The organism is Pasteuria ramosa (assembly GCF_056496785.1).
Map to the genome: position 1 here is coordinate 914,220 of NZ_CP143099.1, position 20,688 is coordinate 934,907.

At 28.5% G+C, this 20,688-nt stretch carries 12 protein-coding genes; 7 read left to right on the plus strand and 5 right to left on the minus strand.

Features of this window, described 5'->3' with window-relative positions:
* Positions 1–4: 4 nt before the first annotated feature.
* Entirely contained in the window at positions 5–277 is a 273-nt protein-coding gene (locus VS182_RS04095; protein WP_479488926.1) for a hypothetical protein, read from the minus strand.
* A 1,722-nt stretch (positions 278–1,999) separates the two neighbouring features.
* Between VS182_RS04095 and VS182_RS04100 the strand changes: the two genes are divergently transcribed.
* The gene (locus VS182_RS04100; RefSeq protein WP_479492325.1) at positions 2,000–2,335 is read left to right on the plus strand and encodes a hypothetical protein; all 336 of its coding nucleotides are present in this window, start codon (positions 2,000–2,002) and stop codon (positions 2,333–2,335) included.
* An 81-nt stretch (positions 2,336–2,416) separates the two neighbouring features.
* Positions 2,417–3,004 (plus strand): hypothetical protein, encoded by a 588-nt coding sequence (locus VS182_RS04105; RefSeq protein ID WP_479492326.1) that lies wholly within the window; start codon positions 2,417–2,419, stop codon positions 3,002–3,004.
* 663 nt (positions 3,005–3,667) lie between these two features.
* On the opposite strand, the gene VS182_RS04110 is transcribed toward VS182_RS04105, so the two are convergent.
* Positions 3,668–4,237 (minus strand): lysostaphin resistance A-like protein, encoded by a 570-nt coding sequence (locus VS182_RS04110; protein ID WP_479492327.1) that lies wholly within the window; start codon positions 4,235–4,237, stop codon positions 3,668–3,670.
* A 1,379-nt stretch (positions 4,238–5,616) separates the two neighbouring features.
* Here VS182_RS04110 and VS182_RS04115 point away from each other — a divergent pair.
* From VS182_RS04115 to ftsH, 4 genes are all read left to right on the plus strand, one after another.
* Positions 5,617–8,019, plus strand: coding sequence for a SpoIIE family protein phosphatase (locus tag VS182_RS04115; RefSeq protein ID WP_479492328.1), 2,403 nt, complete (start codon positions 5,617–5,619; stop codon positions 8,017–8,019).
* Positions 8,020–8,038: 19 nt separating this feature from the next.
* Positions 8,039–9,496, plus strand: coding sequence for a tRNA lysidine(34) synthetase TilS (gene tilS, locus VS182_RS04120; protein ID WP_479483924.1), 1,458 nt, complete (start codon positions 8,039–8,041; stop codon positions 9,494–9,496).
* Positions 9,497–9,527: 31 nt separating this feature from the next.
* The gene (gene hpt / locus VS182_RS04125) at positions 9,528–10,115 is read left to right on the plus strand and encodes a hypoxanthine phosphoribosyltransferase (protein ID WP_479492329.1); all 588 of its coding nucleotides are present in this window, start codon (positions 9,528–9,530) and stop codon (positions 10,113–10,115) included.
* A gap of 163 nt (positions 10,116–10,278) precedes the next feature.
* The gene (gene ftsH / locus VS182_RS04130) at positions 10,279–12,258 is read left to right on the plus strand and encodes an ATP-dependent zinc metalloprotease FtsH (protein WP_479483926.1); all 1,980 of its coding nucleotides are present in this window, start codon (positions 10,279–10,281) and stop codon (positions 12,256–12,258) included.
* A 60-nt stretch (positions 12,259–12,318) separates the two neighbouring features.
* Here ftsH and VS182_RS04135 read toward each other — a convergent pair whose 3' ends face one another.
* The 3 genes from VS182_RS04135 to lysS form a co-directional block, all read right to left on the minus strand.
* Positions 12,319–14,868 (minus strand): hypothetical protein, encoded by a 2,550-nt coding sequence (locus tag VS182_RS04135; RefSeq protein ID WP_479492330.1) that lies wholly within the window; start codon positions 14,866–14,868, stop codon positions 12,319–12,321.
* Positions 14,869–15,901: 1,033 nt separating this feature from the next.
* Positions 15,902–16,675, minus strand: coding sequence for a type III pantothenate kinase (locus VS182_RS04140; RefSeq protein ID WP_479483928.1), 774 nt, complete (start codon positions 16,673–16,675; stop codon positions 15,902–15,904).
* A gap of 518 nt (positions 16,676–17,193) precedes the next feature.
* A complete protein-coding gene (gene lysS / locus VS182_RS04145; RefSeq protein WP_479492331.1) occupies positions 17,194–18,687 on the minus strand; it encodes a lysine--tRNA ligase in 1,494 nt (497 codons plus the stop codon).
* Between the two features lie 1,109 nt (positions 18,688–19,796).
* On the opposite strand from lysS, the gene grpE reads away from it, so the two are divergent.
* A complete protein-coding gene (gene grpE / locus VS182_RS04150) occupies positions 19,797–20,435 on the plus strand; it encodes a nucleotide exchange factor GrpE (RefSeq protein WP_479483930.1) in 639 nt (212 codons plus the stop codon).
* Positions 20,436–20,688 lie beyond the last annotated feature (253 nt).

The following is a 20,688-nucleotide window of genomic DNA, read 5'->3' on the forward strand; positions in this document are numbered from 1 at the left end:
TAAATTATTCATAAGCAATATTTTTCGTGGCGTCACTAAGTGTTTTTTCATCCCATTTTGAATTAATCATCATATTACTTATCGTTTGTTGGCACCTGTTATAAAAGCTTTTTTTATGAATATCTGACAAAGTTCCGTTAAAGTTTTGTGACAACATACCATCAATAATCTGTAAAATATTATTAAAAACAGATGAAGTAAATTGGGATATTAACCCCAATTTAAGAAAAAATTTGACCAAATTAGATTTATTTGTTAAACTACAATTAATATACATTTGCTATCCCCCTGTTGGTTTTTGTTAGGGCACTTATATTTTACACAGGTGATAGAGGAATGTCTATTTTTGTTTGTAAAATCGGAAAATAAAATATAATATATTGTAAACTTTGGAAATATAATCATATTTTATTATTTTTATTAATAATTTACATGTTTTTTCTTTTTTTGCATTTACAGTTAATAATCTGATATGCAGAAGAAATCAAAAGAGCTAAAGTAGCGTATAATTTTTTTGATCTATATTTGGTTATTTTCTTATATTTTTCCATTAATCAGATTAACCTCTTTTACTTCTTTGATAAAGTATATTTAGAACTATAATATACATAATAAGTTTCAAGACAAGATTTTCCATTTAGAAACTTATATTAATATTATATTTTATAAAAATAATTAAAAATTTAAACTATTTTCCGTATATTATTACCAGAAAGATTTTAAAAATAATACAAATGTTATATTAATATTTTTAAACAATATTTTCAAGTAAATTAATATGCTACTAATATAGTTTAAATATTTTATATTTTTATATTTTTATATTTTTATAATTTATATTTTTATATAAATTATAAAATAAAAATTAATTTTATATAAAAAGATTAGAGATAAGATTTTCATCTTTGATACTTTATAAGTTTTCCATAGAGCTGGTCCAAAAAACCACGTTGAGATTGTCCAATAACCTATATTAAATAGTGTTTAAGAACCTAATTTAAACACAAAAAGCTATGATGATATCTATTTGTTTTTTTTAAATTACACCATAGATTTTTTTAAAATATTTTGCTTGCGGAAAAAATTAGGCCGTAATTTTTGATTTTTAAAAATTAACTTAAAAAGTTTATTATAAATTTACATGAAGAAATCAAAAAATTTAAATTATTAATAAAAACAAGAAAATATCAGGGCATTTCTTTACAATATATTATATCTTAAGGTTTTAAAAACAAAAACAGACATTATCAAGTTATATCTATAAAGTTATTTTATCTTTACTTTTCTGTAATATTATTTTTTCCCATATTATATCTATATATAGATTTAGTAAATCTACTTAATAATCTTAATATATATAGAAAGAAAAATAAATGCTTTTTTATGATATATACTAACAAGCTTAATTGTGGGTTTATCTTAGTCAAATTCAAAAACAGCTAAGAGTTTCATAGGGGAATTGCGTCCAAAATTAATTTACAATTTTTTGTTACATTTTCTGGCATGTACAGAAACTTTATTGAGTTCGTTTTTAAAAATACAAAATTATGTCCTTATTTTTTTGTCAAGTACAGATTTCGTATTTTATAATTTTATTGTTTCCCATTAAATATATTATGAGGTTTTTTATGTTTAATAAACTTTGATTTAAATGTTTGATGATTAGTCTAATGATAGTTATGTTTCCTTTATCTGTGCTGGCTTCGCCACCAGAAATATCATCTGAGACTTGTAGTTAAGTTACACAAAGTATTGATCATAATTTTTTGGAAGGTGTTAAAGTTTCATATCGTAATAAGGGCAGGGCTAAAAAAATCTTCATAAATATTCGGAATATTTAAAATATATTGTCTATAAATTAGAAGAAGATGGTTTTTATATAAGTAGTGGCTCTAAGAGTTTACAAGCTATTAACGTTGATTTTACTGATAATAATTTACCAGAGTCCGCTAAGGATAAGATTCAAGCAAAGTTAGGTCCTAGTATGAGTCAAACTTTTATGATCAAAGATATTCAGGATAAAAATACGAAATCTAAGGTAGGTCAGATATTACATACAAGGTCTAAGTTTTTTGATGGATCTTTTATATCTGTTGCTAAAGTGCAGACCGAAAGTGGTAGTTATTTTTATTTTTCTGATCTTAATGGTACAGAAAAACAAGTTATAGATGCAGAAAAAAGCTCACGGATTAAAAGAGATTTGGCTTGTGATATTTGTCAAGGTTCTGTGAATTTTGTTTATGGAGTAATTGGGATGAGAGTAGGTTGTCTAGCCGCTTGTATTGTTACAGGAGGACCGCTTACAGTGGCTGTTATTGTATGTTTGGTATATTGACTACAGATATCTGTAAGGACTATGCAAAGAGTCTTAAGGTTTGTAACAGATTTTGTTGAAGATAGAAAAGGGTGAGCTTTTTTGTTTTCTAATATAGATAGATATACTTTATTTTCTAAAATTTATTTCAGAATTATGGGTTTATTGTTTTTAATATTAGGATTTTTGAATATCTGTCTTTTTATAAAACGGGTTCGTATTTTTCCGTATGATCGACCAACTAGTTCTTTTGCTGATTTAGATCTACAAGCTTTTCTTTTAGATTTACCTATAATAAATAGCGTATTTTCTTTTGATTCAATTTATAAATTTTTTGTTCTCTTAGCTATAGTGATAACGATATATAATACAATTGGTTTTTCGGGATATCTTAAGTATAATATTAAAGATAAAAATGTTTTTGTTTTTAAAAACAAAAATAAATTTCCTAATTGGTTTTGTTCGATATATTTATTTTTAGCTAAATTTGTATTTAATTATATTAACTACATTATTTATGTAAATTATGATTATTGGTCAAAGGTTTCTAGTAATATAAAGAAAGCAACTGATAAAGCTTATAATGAAAACAAAGTACGACCTTCTCGCTTTTTTTTAATCTATATGATAGGCATGGGTTTGCTTTTATTCTCACTTGCTTCTTTCTTTGGACTTGTACATAAATATTAATATAGCAGATTAGTAATGGTGTAATTTAAACACAAAAATAGACATTATCATAGCTTTTCGTGCATTAAATTAGAGTCTTAAAAACTATTTAACACGGGTTATTGGACAAGCTCTTTATTAATTTCCCTTATTTTTTGTTTACGAGTATTTGTTTAGCTTTATGGTGTATATTAATTAAAATTCAGAAGTATTTTGAAAATTCGTGGGGCATAAAAAACGATGTTACGGAATGTTATATAAATAAGACATTGCTGTTTATTTTTTTATCTACGGTGTTTTATTACCCAATATGTATGATATATTTCATTGTCTTTATCTTTTTACAGACCAATTTTTTATATTAGCGAGTTTATCTATTATTGCCATTATGTTTAATTTTGGGGTCGTTTTTAGTATGCCAAGAAGGCTTATATATCTTTTCTCTGGGATAAAATACAATAAGATTTTTTAAAATTGTATTTAATAAGATGCTTATTATATATTTATATACTTATTAAATATATAATATATGATATACTTAATAATTTTTTTTAAAATATAAAGCCCAAAACACTATATATTATGTAATGGTGTTGTTTTGGGCTTTATACATTTTTTATGCTTTTTTTTCTTAAAATTTAATTTGTATTTTTAGATATATTTACCTGTATTTGGAATTTATTTTTATTTTGATAATGCATATGAAAAATAGATAAAGAGTTTGTTTAATAAATGGAGCAAAATGGAGGACCAGAGACCATAGCTTTTATATGACCAACCCCCTATAAGAGAATTCATAAATATAATAAATACAGTTATTATATTGTGCTGATTATGCATAATTGAGAATAATAAACTAGTCCAAAAAATACCTATTTTAGGTTGTAAAACTCCTCTGAATATAAGTTCTTCGCCAATAGCCGGTATTAGACACATAGATAAAATTTCAGACCACACAGAGAGGTTAGGGGTGATTATACTATTATTTAAAGACCACCCAAGTTTTTCATTTACTAAAGTTAGCAAACCAAACATTATTGGAGATGCAAATTTACTTAAAATAGTTATTAATATTATTAAAAATAAAATTTTCCATGAAAATTTACGAATAAATCCTAAGCGGGTGAAAATGTGTTTTGGTGTGCGATAACATCCTAATACGGATAGTGTAACCAATATATTTAAAATCAAAATCTTTATTTGAGACCATAAAAAACTAGATTCAGACCCTGTGATTTCTATTTCCTTGATCATTTCTGAAGAGTGAGAAAAAGAATATCTATAAATGAAAATCACAAATAAAATTACTGTTAAAATATGTGCATATTTATTATGCTTTAAACTAAATTTATCTATGATTTTCTTTCTTAATGTCGGAATAAACAAACTAAAACCTATGCTAATTATAATTATGCATATTATATGGGATATAATAACAGGTATTTATAACTTTGTATAGTTAGCTTTATCATTAATATATCTATTATATTCTTTGAAACACATAAATAACAAAACTGATAACCAAGATAAATACATGACAAATTTGGAGTATTTTAAAATATAAATGCGATTTTTATTTAAAAATTTATTATTAGAATTAGTTAGATTCCACCTTAAACGGACGTGATCTAATTTTAAAATAAATATAACAAATAAAGGGAACGAATAGATTAAAATTAGGAATATATTTTCAAATACGATAAAAAATCCGCCAACTAAATTAACAATTTATAGTTTATTATCTATTAAATATTATTATAAGCTAATTTAAATACAAATATATCCAATAAAATTCCCTGTTGATTTTTTAACTTAATAAATAACGAAAAACATTATTATTCAATATATACGAGTGATAATATTTTATAAAATATATATTTATTTCAAATCTGTTGGCTTGACCATAAACCGGTATAGATTAAATATTTAAATTTTGCCTATAATTATTTTGCATTTCTTACTAATGCAGGACTTTTCCAGAAACGTTAAATAGCTAATTAGTCATGAGGTAATTCAAAACCCAAAATAGCTGTTATTATAAGCCTTTAGTGTTTTCCATTAGGTTTTGCAACTCGCTGTTACATAGGTTTTTGGACAAGCTCGTACTATACTTGTACAGTAAAGTTATTTATTGGATTTTAGCTAGTTGACTTGTTAAGAAATATTAATATAGCAAATTAGTAATTTAAACAAAAATAGCCATTTACATATCTTTTAGTAAATACGATTAGGTTCTTGAACTCTCTTGGAAATGGTTTTTTGGACAAGCTTAGTGTTTATTTTTTATGGATTGTATGTTGTTTTGTTTTTTTTGATTTATGTTTTTTTGTTTTTTTGTTTTTTCTATAAATATTAATATAGGTGATTATTAATGATGTAATTTAAATACAAGCATAGATATTAACATATCTTTTAATCATTCGATTAGGTCCTTAAACGCTTTTTAACATGTGTTTTTGGATAATTTTTTTGGGTTTTTTATTAACCAATTTTATGAAAAAAAGATTGAAATACCATGATATGCGTCGGAAATTGTTTTTGATTTTAAACAATCTTTTGACAAATTTTCCATTCTCCAACTGCTACAATAACCTATGCAGTTTAGTGTCGTGTAGTTGGGGAGGCGTATTTCTATGAATTTATTCAATATGGTCGGAGGATTAGCTCGCGGAAGGTTGCACGGGCCATGGACCATTTTATGCCTTTTCCTTGTAGGGGTGAGTTTGGGACGCGCGGAGCTATTGGGAGTGCTGTCACCTTTTTCATTGCCTTATATTGTTTCCGTTTTTTGGGGAGCTCGCTTTGCTTTTTGGTATGCTGTTTCAGGCGTTTTAATTGGTTCTTGCTTTTTATCCTTTTTTTGGTTAAAATTATTAACTTTGCTTTTTTTGCTTTTATTTCTTTTTATTTGTGATAATTTAACAAAAGGAAATCTTCGTTTTTATGCTTTGTGGATAGCCTTAGCTTCTTTCTTATCCATTATTGTCGGTTGGTTTTGTGGTTACCCTTTAACCTTTATGTCTTTTTGTATCAAGATTATGGAAATAGTAGCATCTATCTTGATTACAAGCGTTTTTTTCAAAACTTTACCGCTCTTTGTAGCAAAACGTAATCGTTTTGTCATGCGATTAGAATTAACGACAGCTTGTCTTTTAACCCTATCTTTTATCATTATAGGTACTTCATCATTTATTTTTTGGGGTATATCATTATCTAAGTTACTCGCTTATTTTTGTGCAATGATGATCACTTGGATAGGCGGCGGGTTATGGGGGAGTATCTTTGGTCTGCTTGTAGTTTCTTTTTCGTTTTTAGTTAATGATTATACTAACATAATGCAACCGACGATTTTCCCATACTTACCTTTGGCTAGTTTGATTACTTTTATTTTTTGGTCTAATAATAAAAAGCGAGGCGTTTTGATAAGTTTCACTTTTTGTGCAGCTAGTTTTATATCATTAAATTTCCAACCAGCTTTATTTTGGATTGATGTGTTCAATGTTGCACTACCAATATGTTTTGTGTTTTTATTTCCTTATAAACGGGCTCAAAAACTAGCTATGTTTTTACCACGTCTTGATGCTAATGAGACTGGACAGCAAAGTTATTTTAATCGTTTGCGTGATGTTACAGCTGAAAGAGTTGAGCGTTTTGTAGCTGTTTTTGAGGAATTATCTTTGAATTTTGATCCCAAGTATACATATAAGGAAGGCAATGAACGACCTGTTTTCGCTGATTTAGCTTCTTCTATGGCTGAACGTATTTGCTCTGGATGTCCTAAGAAAGCTTTATGTTGGGATAAGTATATTGATGTTACATGTCAAGAACTAGCTAAGATGATCGATAGCTTGGATCAAAAAGAGCGTAATTTACCGCCAGCTTCTTGGATACGTCATTGTGTTCGTTCTAAATCGACGACGAAGTTTCTTTGTGATGCTTATGAACATCGTTTTCCGCTTAAAAACGAAGATATACGTATTAATGCTGTCCATAGTTTGTTGAGTGATCAATTAAATAGCATGTCGGAAGTAATGCGTAACTTAGCATATGAAATTCGCCAAGAAATTTGTGTCGCAGAGGCATGTGGAGGGCAATTGTATGATTCTTTGTCTTCTCTGGGGATTCCCTTAGAGCGTGTTGATGCAATCAGTTTACATGCGGGTAGGATGGAAGTAGAAGTAACGTTAGCTAAACTAGAACATCAGGATAGTGCTTGTCGTTTGATGACACCGCTTTTAAGTCAAATTTTAGGTGAACCGGTTAATGTTTTACGTCATACAAGTGCTATGGACAAGCAAGGTGTGATGTTAACATTTGGTTCGGCACAAAAATACCGTTTACGTGTAGGACAAGCTACAGTGGTTAAAGATGGCCAATTGGTTTCAGGTGATAGTTCATGTGCACTTGATTTAGGTACGGGAAAATTTGCTTTTGCTGTTAGTGATGGTATGGGTAATGGTCATCGCGCTCAGGAGGAGAGTCAATCTGCTTTAAGGTTATTGAAGCGTTTACTACAGGTAGGTACTTCCCCTTTAGCTGCTGTTAGGACAGTTAACACTGTTTTACGCCTAAAGGCGAATGATGATGAGATGTTTTCAACCGTTGATCTTGTTTTAGTGGATTTATATACCGCACAAAGCCAATTTTTAAAAATAGGTTCAGCTCCTGGTTTTATCAAAAAAGGTAAGAATATTAGACGTATCCGTTCTTCACATCCACCGATAGGTATTTTGCCACAACTCGATATTGAACCTTTGCAATTATCACTAACTTCAGGTGACTTAGTAATTTTAATGACAGATGGCGTTTATGAAGCTTTTAATGACGAAGCTTGGTTTGCTTATTTAAAACAAATTACCACATTTGATCCAAAATGTTTTGCTGATGAGCTTTTAGATCTTGCTTGGCAAAAACGAGGTAAAAAGGCTTGTGATGATATGACAGTAGTTGTGGCTAAGATAGAAAGACGTATAGCGGAATGGTCAACAGTTCGTTTGCCACGAGTTAATTCTTTTCCACAGCCTATACAGCGTTAGAAGATATGGAGGGTTATGCGTGCTTTCGCATTTAAATGATTTACTAAGAAGACACGGCTGGCTCCCCCGTGGCAATAGGTTATTGGTAGCTGTGTCGGGAGGCGTTGATTCTGTGTCTCTTTTACATGCACTTTATAAGTTGCAACATCTATATGAATGGACATTAGTTGTAGCGCATATTCATCATGGATTGCGAGGCAAAGAAAGTGATCAAGCAGAACAATATGTTTGTTCTTTAGCTGCGTCTTTGCGTATACCATATGTTGTTGATTATTTACACTTTGAACAACCTTTAGCTAAAGTACGTCCAGCTTTAACAAGGATAAAACGTTATAATGCCTTGCGTCGCTTAGCAAATGCTTGGAATATTGATCGTATTGTTTTAGCACATCATGCGGATGATCAAGTGGAGACAATTATTATGCATTTATTGCGTGGATCAGGACCTAAAGGTTTAGCGGGTATGCGATCGCTCAGTTTTTCGCATAATTGTACTTTAGTACGTCCGTTGCTTACGATTAAAAAGGATAAATTAGTTTCATATCTGGAAAAAGTTGATTTAAAAGTTTGTTACGATGCTAGCAATGATAAATTGGATCAATTACGAAATCGTTTGAGGCATGAAATTTTACCCCAATTTTCTTCGTACAATCCACGTTATTGTGATGCTATTTTACGTCTATCAGATGTTATTAGCAGCGAAGAAGAACTATGGGAAGGTATGGTTAAAGCTGCTTTTGATTTGGTTATGAAAAAAAAATTATCCCATACATGGATTTTAGATCAGATGCTTTATGCTAAATTGCCCATAGCTTTGCAGAGGAGATTATTACGTCAAATTTTGGCTGATTTTTTACCTTTTATGTGTGAATTGCCATTATCCTTGATTGAACCCCTTCGGAAGGTTGCTATTGGTCGTTTTCCTGCTAAAATAGTTAATCTACCTTATAATGGTGTGTTCGAACGTTCTTATAAAGAATTAATGTTTAAAAGGGCGTATAATCAGCACAATAAACCCTTTGCTTTTCAACCGTCACAGGATACAATTATTTTACCTGTGCCAGGTAGGATTGATGATCCTAGTTGGTCAGGTGTGATCGAAGCAAAGGTTTTGGTTGTTGATGAAGCAGCAAAATATCCGATTTATGCTGGCGTAGAAGCGGTTGTTTTTGATCGAGATGCTTTATCTGGACCTTTACAAGTACGAACACGTCGTCCCGGGGATAGGATGCAATGTAGTGGTATGGATGGAACTAAGAAGCTTAAGAAATTATTTATGGAAGCACGTATTCCTCAAGCACTACGTAATAGATTACCTATTGTTTGTGATGGTAAACAAGTTCTATGGGTTCCCGGGATTCGTTATTCGAAACAGGCTAATGTAGGTATAGGAACAAAAAGTTGTTTGCTCTTACTATATCAACAGCGTATTTGTATTGAAATTGCCAATTTTGAACAAAGAAGATTAAGGTATTGAATTTTGATCATAAAAGGGTGATGATGGAAGCATGTCAGATAGGAGCAATTCGACAATAATTCGGGATAAAATTCCGCCTCAGCATAGCGATGTAGCTAAGATTTTGTTTACACCTGCCCAAATTCATCATAGAGTAAGTGAGTTGGGATCTTGGTTAGCAAGTAATTATAAAGGAAAAAAACCTCTGCTTGTGGGTATCTTAAAGGGTGTTATTATTTTTTTAGCTGATTTGATACGTGCTGTAGATGAAGATTTAGAGATTGATTTTATGGTCGTTTCAAGTTATGCTGATAAGTCTTATTCATCTAGCAAGGTAAATATTTTACGCGATTTAGATATATCTGTTAAGGATCGTCATGTTATTTTAGTTGAAGATATCGTTGATTCAGGTAATACTTTACGCCATCTAACAACTGTTTTTAAAACAAGACAGGTTGCTTCACTTCAAGTATTACCTTTACTTTTAAGGAATAAAGATTTTTTAATCGATGGATTAATTGATAATTATGGTTTTTTATTGTCTACTGATGATTTTATTGTTGGTTATGGTTTAGATTATGCTGAAAAATATCGAAATCTTTCCTATATAGGTGCACTGAAGACCTCCGTGTATAAATAGATGGTTGATAATGGAGCGTAAAATATAGCATTATATGCCATACTTGTTCATCAAACTAAAATGACTATATAAATTTTATGTATTACAATTAAGTAGTTATCAATCATTGTGGGGGAAATAGTCCTATGATACAATGGATCCAGCTGTTGGAAGGGGGCCAGAGATGAAGAATTATTTTATCAGGAATATAATTCTTTACGTTGTTCTTCTTTTAGTCATAATAGCTGTAATAAGTATCGTTGTGGGTTCCAAAAAGTCTGATCCTAAACCTATAAGTTATAGTGAGTTTAATAAAGAATTTGATAATCAGGCTATCAAAGAGATTGAGATAAGACCTGATGCTGGTACATATGCTATTAAAGGTAAGTATACTGATGTTTCACGCGGTGCTTTCGAAACACGTGGGCCTCTGGATGCTACTTTAACCAAAAAATTGGCTGACTATAATGAGCGGATGGGACCATCTGGAGCTTCGTTAAAGTTTAATGAAGCTAAGGGAGAATCTGTTTGGTTAACGATCATCACGAGTGTTCTTCCTATGGTGCTGATTTTGGGTGTATTGATCTTTTTCCTTACGCAACAAGGTGGAGGTAATCGTGTTATGAGCTTTGGGCGTAGCAGGGCACGCCTTTATAGCGGGGATAAGAAGCGAGTTACTTTTTCTGATGTAGCGGGAGCTGATGAAGAAAAAGCTGAATTGGTGGAAGTTGTCGATTTTTTGAAGGACAGCCGAAAATTCACAGCTATGGGTGCTCGTATTCCTAGAGGTGTTCTTTTAATGGGACCTCCTGGTACAGGTAAGACCTTGTTGGCCCGGGCTGTTGCTGGAGAAGCTCGTGTACCTTTTTTCAGCATTAGTGGTTCTGACTTTGTTGAGATGTTTGTAGGTGTCGGTGCTTCACGTGTGCGTGATTTATTTAGAGAGGCGAAAGATAAATCACCTTGCATTATTTTTGTTGATGAAATCGATGCTGTTGGTCGACATCGTGGTGCTGGTTTAGGTGGTGGTCACGATGAGCGTGAACAGACCCTGAATCAGTTATTAGTTGAGATGGATGGTTTTGATGTTAATACGGGTATTATTGTTATCGCCGCTACAAACCGTGCTGATATTTTAGATCCCGCTTTATTAAGACCTGGTCGTTTTGATCGCCAAGTTTTAGTTAATCGACCTGATGTACGTGGTCGTAAGGCCATTTTACAAGTTCACTCTAAAAATAAACCATTGATGGAAGATGTTAAGCTAGACGTTATTGCTAGATTAACCACAGGTTTTTCCGGTGCGGACTTAGCAAACGTTCTTAACGAAGCAGCTTTATTGGCAGCTAGAAACAAAAAGACAAAAATTTCTATGTATGAAGTCGCTGAAGCTGTTGATCGCGTATTAGCCGGACCTCAGAAGCGTAGCCGCGTGATAAGTACAAAAGAACGTTTAATTGTTGCTTACCACGAATCAGGGCATGCTATTGTTGGTTTTTATTGTAAAAATGCTTATACAGTTCATAAAGTTACCATTGTTCCGCGTGGAAATGCAGGTGGTTATGCAATGATGACACCTCAGGAAGATCGTAATATTGCTACATCATCTGAATTATTTGATCAATTAACAGGATTGCTAGCAGGTATGGCAGCTGAAGAGATCATTTTTGAAGAAATTAGTACAGGTGCAAGTAATGACTTGGAGAGATCAACGACTATTGCTCGTTCAATGATTACCAAGTATGGTATGAGTAAAAAATTAGCTACCATGCAATTCGGTCAGTCGCAAGGTCAGGTGTTTTTAGGACGCGACTTAGGACAAGAACCTAGCTATAGTGATGCTGTTGCTTATGAAATAGATTGTGAAATGCAAGATATTATTCGTAAAGCTTATGCAAGGGCTAAAGACATGCTTTTAAGTCGTCGTGATAAATTAGAGTTAATGGCTAAGACACTTTTAGAGTGTGAAACACTTGATGGACAACAGATAGATGATTTATTAGAAAAAGGAATTGTTCCTGATATAGAAGCTATTTTAAAAAACAGCAAATCTTTTCATAAAACAGTTGATGAAACTGAACAAAAAGTAAAAACAGCAGATGAGAAGGAAGAAAAAACAGCTGATAAGATCAAAGATATAAAAGAATATAAAAAAGACGAATAAATAAAAAAGCGCCCAATCCTAAAGGCGCTTTTTTATTTATTTGTATTAAAATATTATAATTTATTTAGGGCATATAGGTGCGCCAAATAATAACTTTTCTAAGAATTGATCTGTTTTTTTACTAGCATCTGTATCATTAAGTTTCTGGGCTAAATAATGATTTTTTAAATTTTCCTGTAATAGTGTTAGAAAATCACATTCCGATGATTTAGAATTAGAATTCTTAGCTTTTATTACAAGTTGTTTTATAATTTCTACTACTTTATTCACATCACCTAATTCTTTTCCTGTATGCCATGCTATAGCTAAATAATAGCCATATTTAACTTGATATAGTAGGGATTCATCATTTGTTTCATTTTCCAGGTCCCTAATCTTTTTTTCATCTTTTTTATTAGATTTTAAAAGGTTTATATTATGATTTTTATAAAGATTGTGCATTTTATTCAAAAAATATGGTTTGAGATAGTTTTTTTCAGCATTTAGAAATTGATTATTATCTCCTTTTATTTCTTCATAATATAAAAGCTCTATAAAAGTAGTTAGACCTTCCTTTAAATAATTATTATCCGTAATATAATTTGATCCTAAAAAACTATGGGTTAATTCATGTACATTTATACGATATTTTAAGTTTAAAAGATCATCTTTTGTTACATTTTGGGAAGGTAAGACATGAAATATTGTTCCTTTGTTATTTTTTCCTCCAGCTGATCCAGAGAAATATCGTTTATCAGATAAAATAATATCGATCTTTTTAGACTTAGAAGGGTAGAAGCCGAATTTTTTATTTAAAAATTTGATAGCATGAATATAAGATTCATATATAAATTCTTTAGCTAGAGCATCTGATATTTTTATATTTGTTGAAAACCAAAAGTTTAATATATATTCTTCATTATTCAATTGTATACGTTCAGACCATCTATTTTTCAGTCCAGATTTAGAGTTTATTAATAAATTTATATCATATAGGTTTTTTATATTAAAATTAAAATTAGTAAATGTACTATTATTATCAATCGTTGGTTTTTCGGTATAGTAGTTATTTCCGATTAGAACAACTGATGTTTCTTTAGGTACCATTAAATTTAGATTAATTTCGGGATTTAAACCATATCCTTTGTTTTGACTTGTTTTTGCAACCATAAATTTTATAGATGGAAATGATAACCTAATCGAACCATCATTTTCTGCATTTTTTTCTAAATCATTTTCTTTTATTTGATAATTGTATAATATATTAATCATTAATTTATTAGTTGTTTGTATTTCTGTTAATAGATCGTTAGTTAAAATTATTTTTAATAAATTATTATTTAGATCAATAGCTTGTTTTACAACTTTTCCATTTACTTCAATTTTTTTGAAATCATAATTTTTTTTATAATTTAAATCAAAATATATATAATTATCCGAAATTATAGGGCGTGCATTAGATAAATCTAAAGACATTTTTACATCTTCAAACCATTTTTTTTCAGTTATATATTTAGCCGTTATATCAACCTTAGCTTTGGCTATATCAAAAATATGTTGCATATAACCTTTGTTATCATATGCTTTATTGTTTAATTTTTTATTTTCAGTATCTGATTTTGCTGTTTCAGTATCTGATTTTGCTGTTTCAGTATCTGATTTTGCTGTTTCAGTATCTGATTTTGCTGTTTCAGTATCTGATTTTGCTGTTTCAGTATCTGATTTTGCTGTTTCAGTATCTGATTTTGCTGTTTCAGTATCTGATTTTGCTGTTTCAGTATCTGATTTTGTTTTTTCAGTATCTGATTTTGCTGTTTCAGTATCTGATTTTGCTGTTTCAGTATCTGATTTTGTTTTTTCATCATCTATTCTTTTATTTTCAGCATTTAATTTTTCGTTTTCTGGCAATTTATTTTTTACTTCTGATGAGTTATTAATTAAAAGATTGATATTATCAATAAATTGACCGCTAAAATTATGAAAAGATTCTTCTTTATTATCAATATTAGGTTTTGTAGGAGAGTCATCGCCTACCTTAACAACGGCTGTTCCTTTGGGAACCATTAAATTTAGATTAATTTTTAATGCTTGTTTGGAATTTAAACTATAACCTGTATTTGTACTTGTTCTATCAATCATAAATTCGGGATATGGCAGTTTTACACGAATTGAACTATCCTGCTTTACTAAATCATTTTCTTTTAATGTATAATCATAAGATATTTTGATTATTAATTTATTAGTAGTTTGTATTTCTTTTAACAAAGGAGGTGTTAAAGCTATTTTTAATAAATCATACTTATTTAGTTTATAAGTAGTTGTTTGTATCCTCTTTCCGTTTACGATAATTTTTTTGAAAGTATAATCTGTTTTATCTAATTTTAAATATATATGATTATTCTTAATTATAGGCTTTGCATTAGATAAATCTAAAGACATTTCGACATCTTCGAACATTTGTTTTTCAGGTGTATATTTAGCTTTTATATCATGCTTTACGTTTTCTATATCCAAAACGTGCTGCTCGTAATCTTTGTTATTATCGTTTGCAAAAGTATTTTCCGATAATCCTTGTGTAGTAGAAAAAATCATTAGTATAGTTGCTATAAAAAATTGGAATAATGTTGTCATTATTAATAGTTTGCCTCCTAGAATTTTGTTGAAATATTATTACTAATAATTTTTTTATGATTTTATTCAAATATTAATTATTCCAATTATTTTGATAAAAAGATATATTGAGGATATTTATTTTAGTTTTAAAAGTTACTTCATTGATTAGATAAAAAGAATATAAAATTTGATTATTTTAATTCTTGATTTTAAAATTATATATAAACCTTTTTTATTATTTATATCAAATAATTATTTTGCTATTTTATTAATTTAGCATTATAATTTTATCTCAAAATCAAATATATAGATTAAAATATTGATTGCATAACTTATTATAATTTGACTTGAATTAAACCTTGATATAATTTTATATTAACATTTGTATACTATAACAATCTATTATATTATTGTCAATATCATTATTTATATAATTAGAAAAATTCGCGATTTTTTAGTAAGCCAAGTTGCCAAAAATAATATTTATATTTTAAAAAAATATGAAATAGAATTAAAATTTTGTATTTATTTTGATTTCGATTAATGAACATGGCTGGAAATATTTATGAAGACCATTAGCAAAGATACGTGGTACTTATTTTTATTTTTAAAATTTTATTTAAAAAAATTAAAAAATAATACTTAGTATATATATAATAATATATATATTTTCTAATATATATATTATTAATTATTTAAAATTTATTTTATTAATTATTCCAATAAAAAATAAATCTAAGGAAAATTCTTTTATTTATGGTACGTTTTTATTTAAATTTTAATATATTTTAACACTATTTATGGGATTTAAACGCAAATTTAGCCATTATCATAAATTTTAGTGCATTCGATTAGTTTCTGAAACTCTTTTTACAGTAGTTTTTTGACAAGATCAATATATTTTTTGGATTACAAATATATAATTTTTTATATTCTCAATCTCTAGATAGATATTATGTAATACTAAGAAAATATCTTTATATAAAATTTGTTTAATATTAGTCATAAATAAAAAAGCACCTTTCTATTGAGCGCTTTTTTATTTATGTATTTATTTATAATATCTATCATATATAATTTTCAAACCTTTAACAGTCAAATCATAATCTACTATATCAAATAATTTTTCTTCATGTTCAAATATTTTCGATAATCCACCGGTTATAATAACTTTAGCGGGGGTTGATAGGGTTTCTTGTAGACGTTTGATAATACCCTCAAATGTACCTAAAGCGCTATAATAGATACCTGATTGTAAAGATTCCTCCGTTGTGTTTCCTAAAATATTTTGCGGTTTAATAATATTGACATTTGTTAAACGTGCTGCCTGCTTAAACAATGCTTGTGCGGATATATGGATTCCTGGTGCGATGACTGTTCCTAGGTAATTACCCGTTAGTTCTATCATTGTAAATGTGGTTGCTGTTCCTAAATCAATGATAATAGCTGGACCGCCATAGATTCCTTTAGCAGCTACTGCATTAGCTATGAGGTCACTACCAATTGTTTCTTTAGCTTGTTTTGTTATAAAATGTTGATTCGGTAAATGCATTTTATGGACAAAATTGATTTTTATCGATAAATATTTTTTGCCTAGTCTTTCAAATATATGATTTAAATTAGGTACAACAGATGATATGATACAACCACTAATATCTGATAAATATATATTGTAATCCGTCAAAAAATTTTTTAATAATATGGCTAATTCATCCTCTGTATATCTAGTGTGCGTTTGTATGCGCCAACTTTGTAGTAAATTATTTTCTTTATATATACCAATTACAATGTTTGTATTACCTATATCAACTACTAATAATGCCATATTTATGATGCACATCCTATCTTAAGTTTTAATTATATGAACATTTTTTAAAATATATTTTAACATAATATTATCAGACAGAGATTTTTTCATGTTTTGTTTTATATAAAAAACTTTATTTACAAAAAAATAAGGATACAATTTTTTATTTTTAAAAATTAACTTATCATTTGCCAGGGGATACAAATATAGCCCCTTATTACGGATGATTAGTATTTATTGTTATTTTTAGATTTTATATAATTAATATTTAAATATAAATATAAATATAAATATAAATATAAATATAAATATAAATATAAATATAAATATAAATATAAATATAAATATAAATATATAATTATTAAAATAGTAATATTTTTATCAAAACCTTGCCTTGGCGATTAATGGCTTGGCATGCTTGATATAAAAAAATGAATAAACGGAAAAATGATTCTATTTAATTAGATTTTATTTAATATTTTAAATAAATATTTTTAAAAAGAACAGCTTGGTTAGCTGTTCTTTTTAATATAAAATTAATCCTTATTTTTCATGTGAGGGAATAATAGAACGTCCCTAATAGAAGGTGCATCGGTTAATAACATAATCAAACGATCAATACCAATACCTAAACCTCCAGTTGGAGGTAATCCATATTCCAGAGCTTCTAAGAAATCTTCATCTAGTGGGTGAGCCTCGTCATCACCTTTTTCTTTAGCTGCTAGTTGTTCTACAAAACGCTCCCTTTGATCTAACGGATCGTTTAACTCAGTAAAAGCATTGGCATATTCCCTGCCATGGATAAATAGTTCAAAACGATCTGTGAAAAGTGGATCATCCGAACATCTCTTGGCTAAAGGTGATATCTCCACCGGATATTTGTAGATAAAAGTTGGATTAATTAGTTTTTCTTCTACCTTTTCATTAAAAAAAGCTTCTATAATTTGACCTAAATTTGCTTTAGGTGAAACTGGGATTTTATGTTTTTTTGCTAATTCTTGCGCTTGTTTTACATCAGTTATATTTTTAAAATCAACATCTGTGTACTGTTTAATTATATCAGTCATTTCATAACGCTTCCAAGGAGATGTTAAATCTATATCCTGATTTTGGTATGAAATTTTTGTCGAATGGCATATAGAATTTGCGCAATGGATGAATAAGTTCTCTGTGATAGCCATCATATCTTGATAATCGGTATATGCTGCATATAATTCTAATAGTGTAAACTCAGGATTATGTTTCGTGGATACACCTTCATTTCGATAAACGCGTCCTAATTCATAGACACGTTCTAAGCCACCAATAACTAATTTTTTCAGTGGTAATTCTAAGGCTATGCGTAGATAGAAAGGCATGTCTAAAGCATTATGGTGGGTTTTAAAAGGTTTCGCCATAGCGCCACCCGCTAAATTATGTAAAGTGGGTGTTTCTACTTCTAAAAAATTATTTTTGTTTAAAAATGCCCGTATTTCTTGGATGATCTTTGTTCTTTTTATAAAAACATTTTTTACTTGAGGATCCATAATCAAGTCAAGATATCTTTTACGATATCGCTGTTCGATATTTTTTAAGCCATGATACTTTTCTGGCAATGGACGAATTGATTTACTTAATAACGTTAATTCAGTTACCCTAAGGCTTAATTCACCACGTTTAGTGCGGAACATTTTGCCGCTTAAATATAAGAAATCACCACGATCGCATTGCTTAAATAATTCATATTGCTCATCTCCGATAGCATCTTTGCGCAAATATATTTGGAGTAAACCACTACCATCTTGTAATTGTGCAAAAGAAGCTTGTCCTTGTAGCCTCTTTGCCATTAATCTACCTGTGATTTTAATTGTTGATTCATCAGGCTCAATATTTTGATATTGGTTAATAACATCTTCGATCATATGTGTGCGATCTATCTTAATATTAGTAAATGGATCATAACCTTTATCTCTTAATAATGTTAATTTAGCTCTGCGTGCTTTTTGTTCATCTGCCAGCGGTAATAAAGTATCGTCATTTTCTTTATCCATGGTTTTCTCCTCTAAATATTTATTTATGGTTCAAGAGGGCATTTACATGCCTGTAATATAAAAATATTTTCATATATAATTACTACATATGATTGCATTTTATTTAAATATTGCATTCAATGATAAACAAAACAGTTAGTTACTGTTTTGCATTTTTTGATATCATTATTTTAACTTAAGCTGTGAGCTTATTGTATAGCTTAATCCTTACTCAATTACTTTGCTAATTTTGTTAACGTTTTCATTAAAATAATTATTTAATTAATCACTAATAACTGTATATAATTTTTTATGTTTAACTTTATATGATCACAATAATATCGTAATTATATAAATAACTAGATTTTTTTTAAGGTTTAAATTATATTTATCATAATATGTTTATATATGATCAATATTACATAGATGTATTTTATTAAGTTGTTTAATAAATAAGGGCATTATTTCTTTATCTATTTTAGCACAGGCAACTTATATCCCGAATTTTTTAACATTTAGCTTGATCAAAAACTTAATCTAAAGAAAGTTTAAGAACCTAATTGAAAGCACTAAAAGCGATGATCATGGCTACTTGTGAGTTTAAATTACATCATTACTAATCGGCTATATTAATATTTACGGCAAGTTCATTATAACAAAGGCTAAATTTGTTTATATAAATTTATAGGGTTAATTTTCAATGACCAATATTAAGTTATATTTTTATTATTATTAAGATTGTTTTTATTATCTAGATATTTATATTATTTATCTCTTTTGATAAATAATATAAATAAGGTATAAAATATCATTTTATACCTTATTTATATTTTAGGAATTTAAAAATATATTTTGTCAAGGGATATTTTGGATTAATAAATATGATTAATATATTTTTATTATCATTAATATTACTTAGTTTTATAAAATATACTTTAGGATATAATTTGAAATTTCGTTACTATTAATCCATATGAATTGTTTTAAAAAATAATTTTATATTTAGTCCTTGGGAGTAATTGTATTTAATATGCCAATAAATTATAATAAATACATTGATTTGTATTTTAAATTACCAGATATTTCTTTTTAATTTATTTTTTAAATATAAATAAAGGTGATGCTATTTAATGGACAAAAATCTATTTGATTATAAAAATAAGGTTGATTCTAATAAATTATTTAAAAAATCAAAACCACTGGCAAGAAATATATCTTTGCTGCAAAAAGATCATACGGTTTTATCTCGATTATATTTAGAATTGTCGTCTATACGCAATTTAATAATCGAGAAAGAGAAGCATGATAAGGTTATAGAGGAAAAACTGGATTGTATATTGCCTAAAGGGACGCCTTTATCTGATGATCATCCGCATGGCCTGATGAGTTTGATTTTGTTTTTTGATAAAATTGATCAATTATATAGAGAATCAGAAACTTATGCTAAAAAAATGAACTCTAAAAAAATGGATTTAATACAAGAAGAGCATAAAAAATATATTATAATGATATTACAAGATCTTTGTGACGAGTTTGTTAAAACATTATCTTCTTATGGTATAGAGCCTATGTGTAATACTGACCTTTATTTTAATCCAAATTACCAAAAAATGATTGATACAATCGAAACAAATGATAAAGAAAAAGATAATTTAGTAATGGGTATTTCAAAGCATGGTTTTTTTTATAACAAAGGTATACTAAGATATGAAGAAGTAATTGTCCTGCGTTATACAGAAGGATCACATGATAAATTTAAATCATTATAAATATTAACTTTACTTGAAACAACTACATTGTAGGGATGTTATTGTTTCAAGCTAACTAATATTATTTTAAATAATATATTTTTTTGGTATTTTTTTTATATAATTAACTATATGTAATTAATTTATCATCATTTAATTACCATAATATTTTTAATTATTAATTTTAAATATAATCCAGAATAGAGGATGGTATTTATTCATAAATTTAGACACATTATTGTATTACCAATGATTTTGTCATGCGCCATATATA

Excerpts from the sequence above, each read along its gene's own strand:
- VS182_RS04095 (WP_479488926.1), bottom strand. The coding sequence starts at position 277 with ATGTATATTAATTGTAGTTTAACAAATAAATCTAATTTGGTCAAATTT.
- VS182_RS04100 (WP_479492325.1), top strand. The coding sequence starts at position 2,000 with ATGATCAAAGATATTCAGGATAAAAATACGAAATCTAAGGTAGGTCAG.
- VS182_RS04110 (WP_479492327.1), bottom strand. The coding sequence starts at position 4,237 with ATGATCAAGGAAATAGAAATCACAGGGTCTGAATCTAGTTTTTTATGG.
- VS182_RS04115 (WP_479492328.1), top strand. The coding sequence starts at position 5,617 with ATGAATTTATTCAATATGGTCGGAGGATTAGCTCGCGGAAGGTTGCAC.
- hpt (WP_479492329.1), top strand. The coding sequence starts at position 9,528 with ATGTCAGATAGGAGCAATTCGACAATAATTCGGGATAAAATTCCGCCT.
- ftsH (WP_479483926.1), top strand. The coding sequence starts at position 10,279 with ATGAAGAATTATTTTATCAGGAATATAATTCTTTACGTTGTTCTTCTT.
- VS182_RS04135 (WP_479492330.1), bottom strand. The coding sequence starts at position 14,868 with ATGACAACATTATTCCAATTTTTTATAGCAACTATACTAATGATTTTT.
- VS182_RS04140 (WP_479483928.1), bottom strand. The coding sequence starts at position 16,675 with ATGGCATTATTAGTAGTTGATATAGGTAATACAAACATTGTAATTGGT.
- lysS (WP_479492331.1), bottom strand. The coding sequence starts at position 18,687 with ATGGATAAAGAAAATGACGATACTTTATTACCGCTGGCAGATGAACAA.
- grpE (WP_479483930.1), top strand. The coding sequence starts at position 19,797 with ATGGACAAAAATCTATTTGATTATAAAAATAAGGTTGATTCTAATAAA.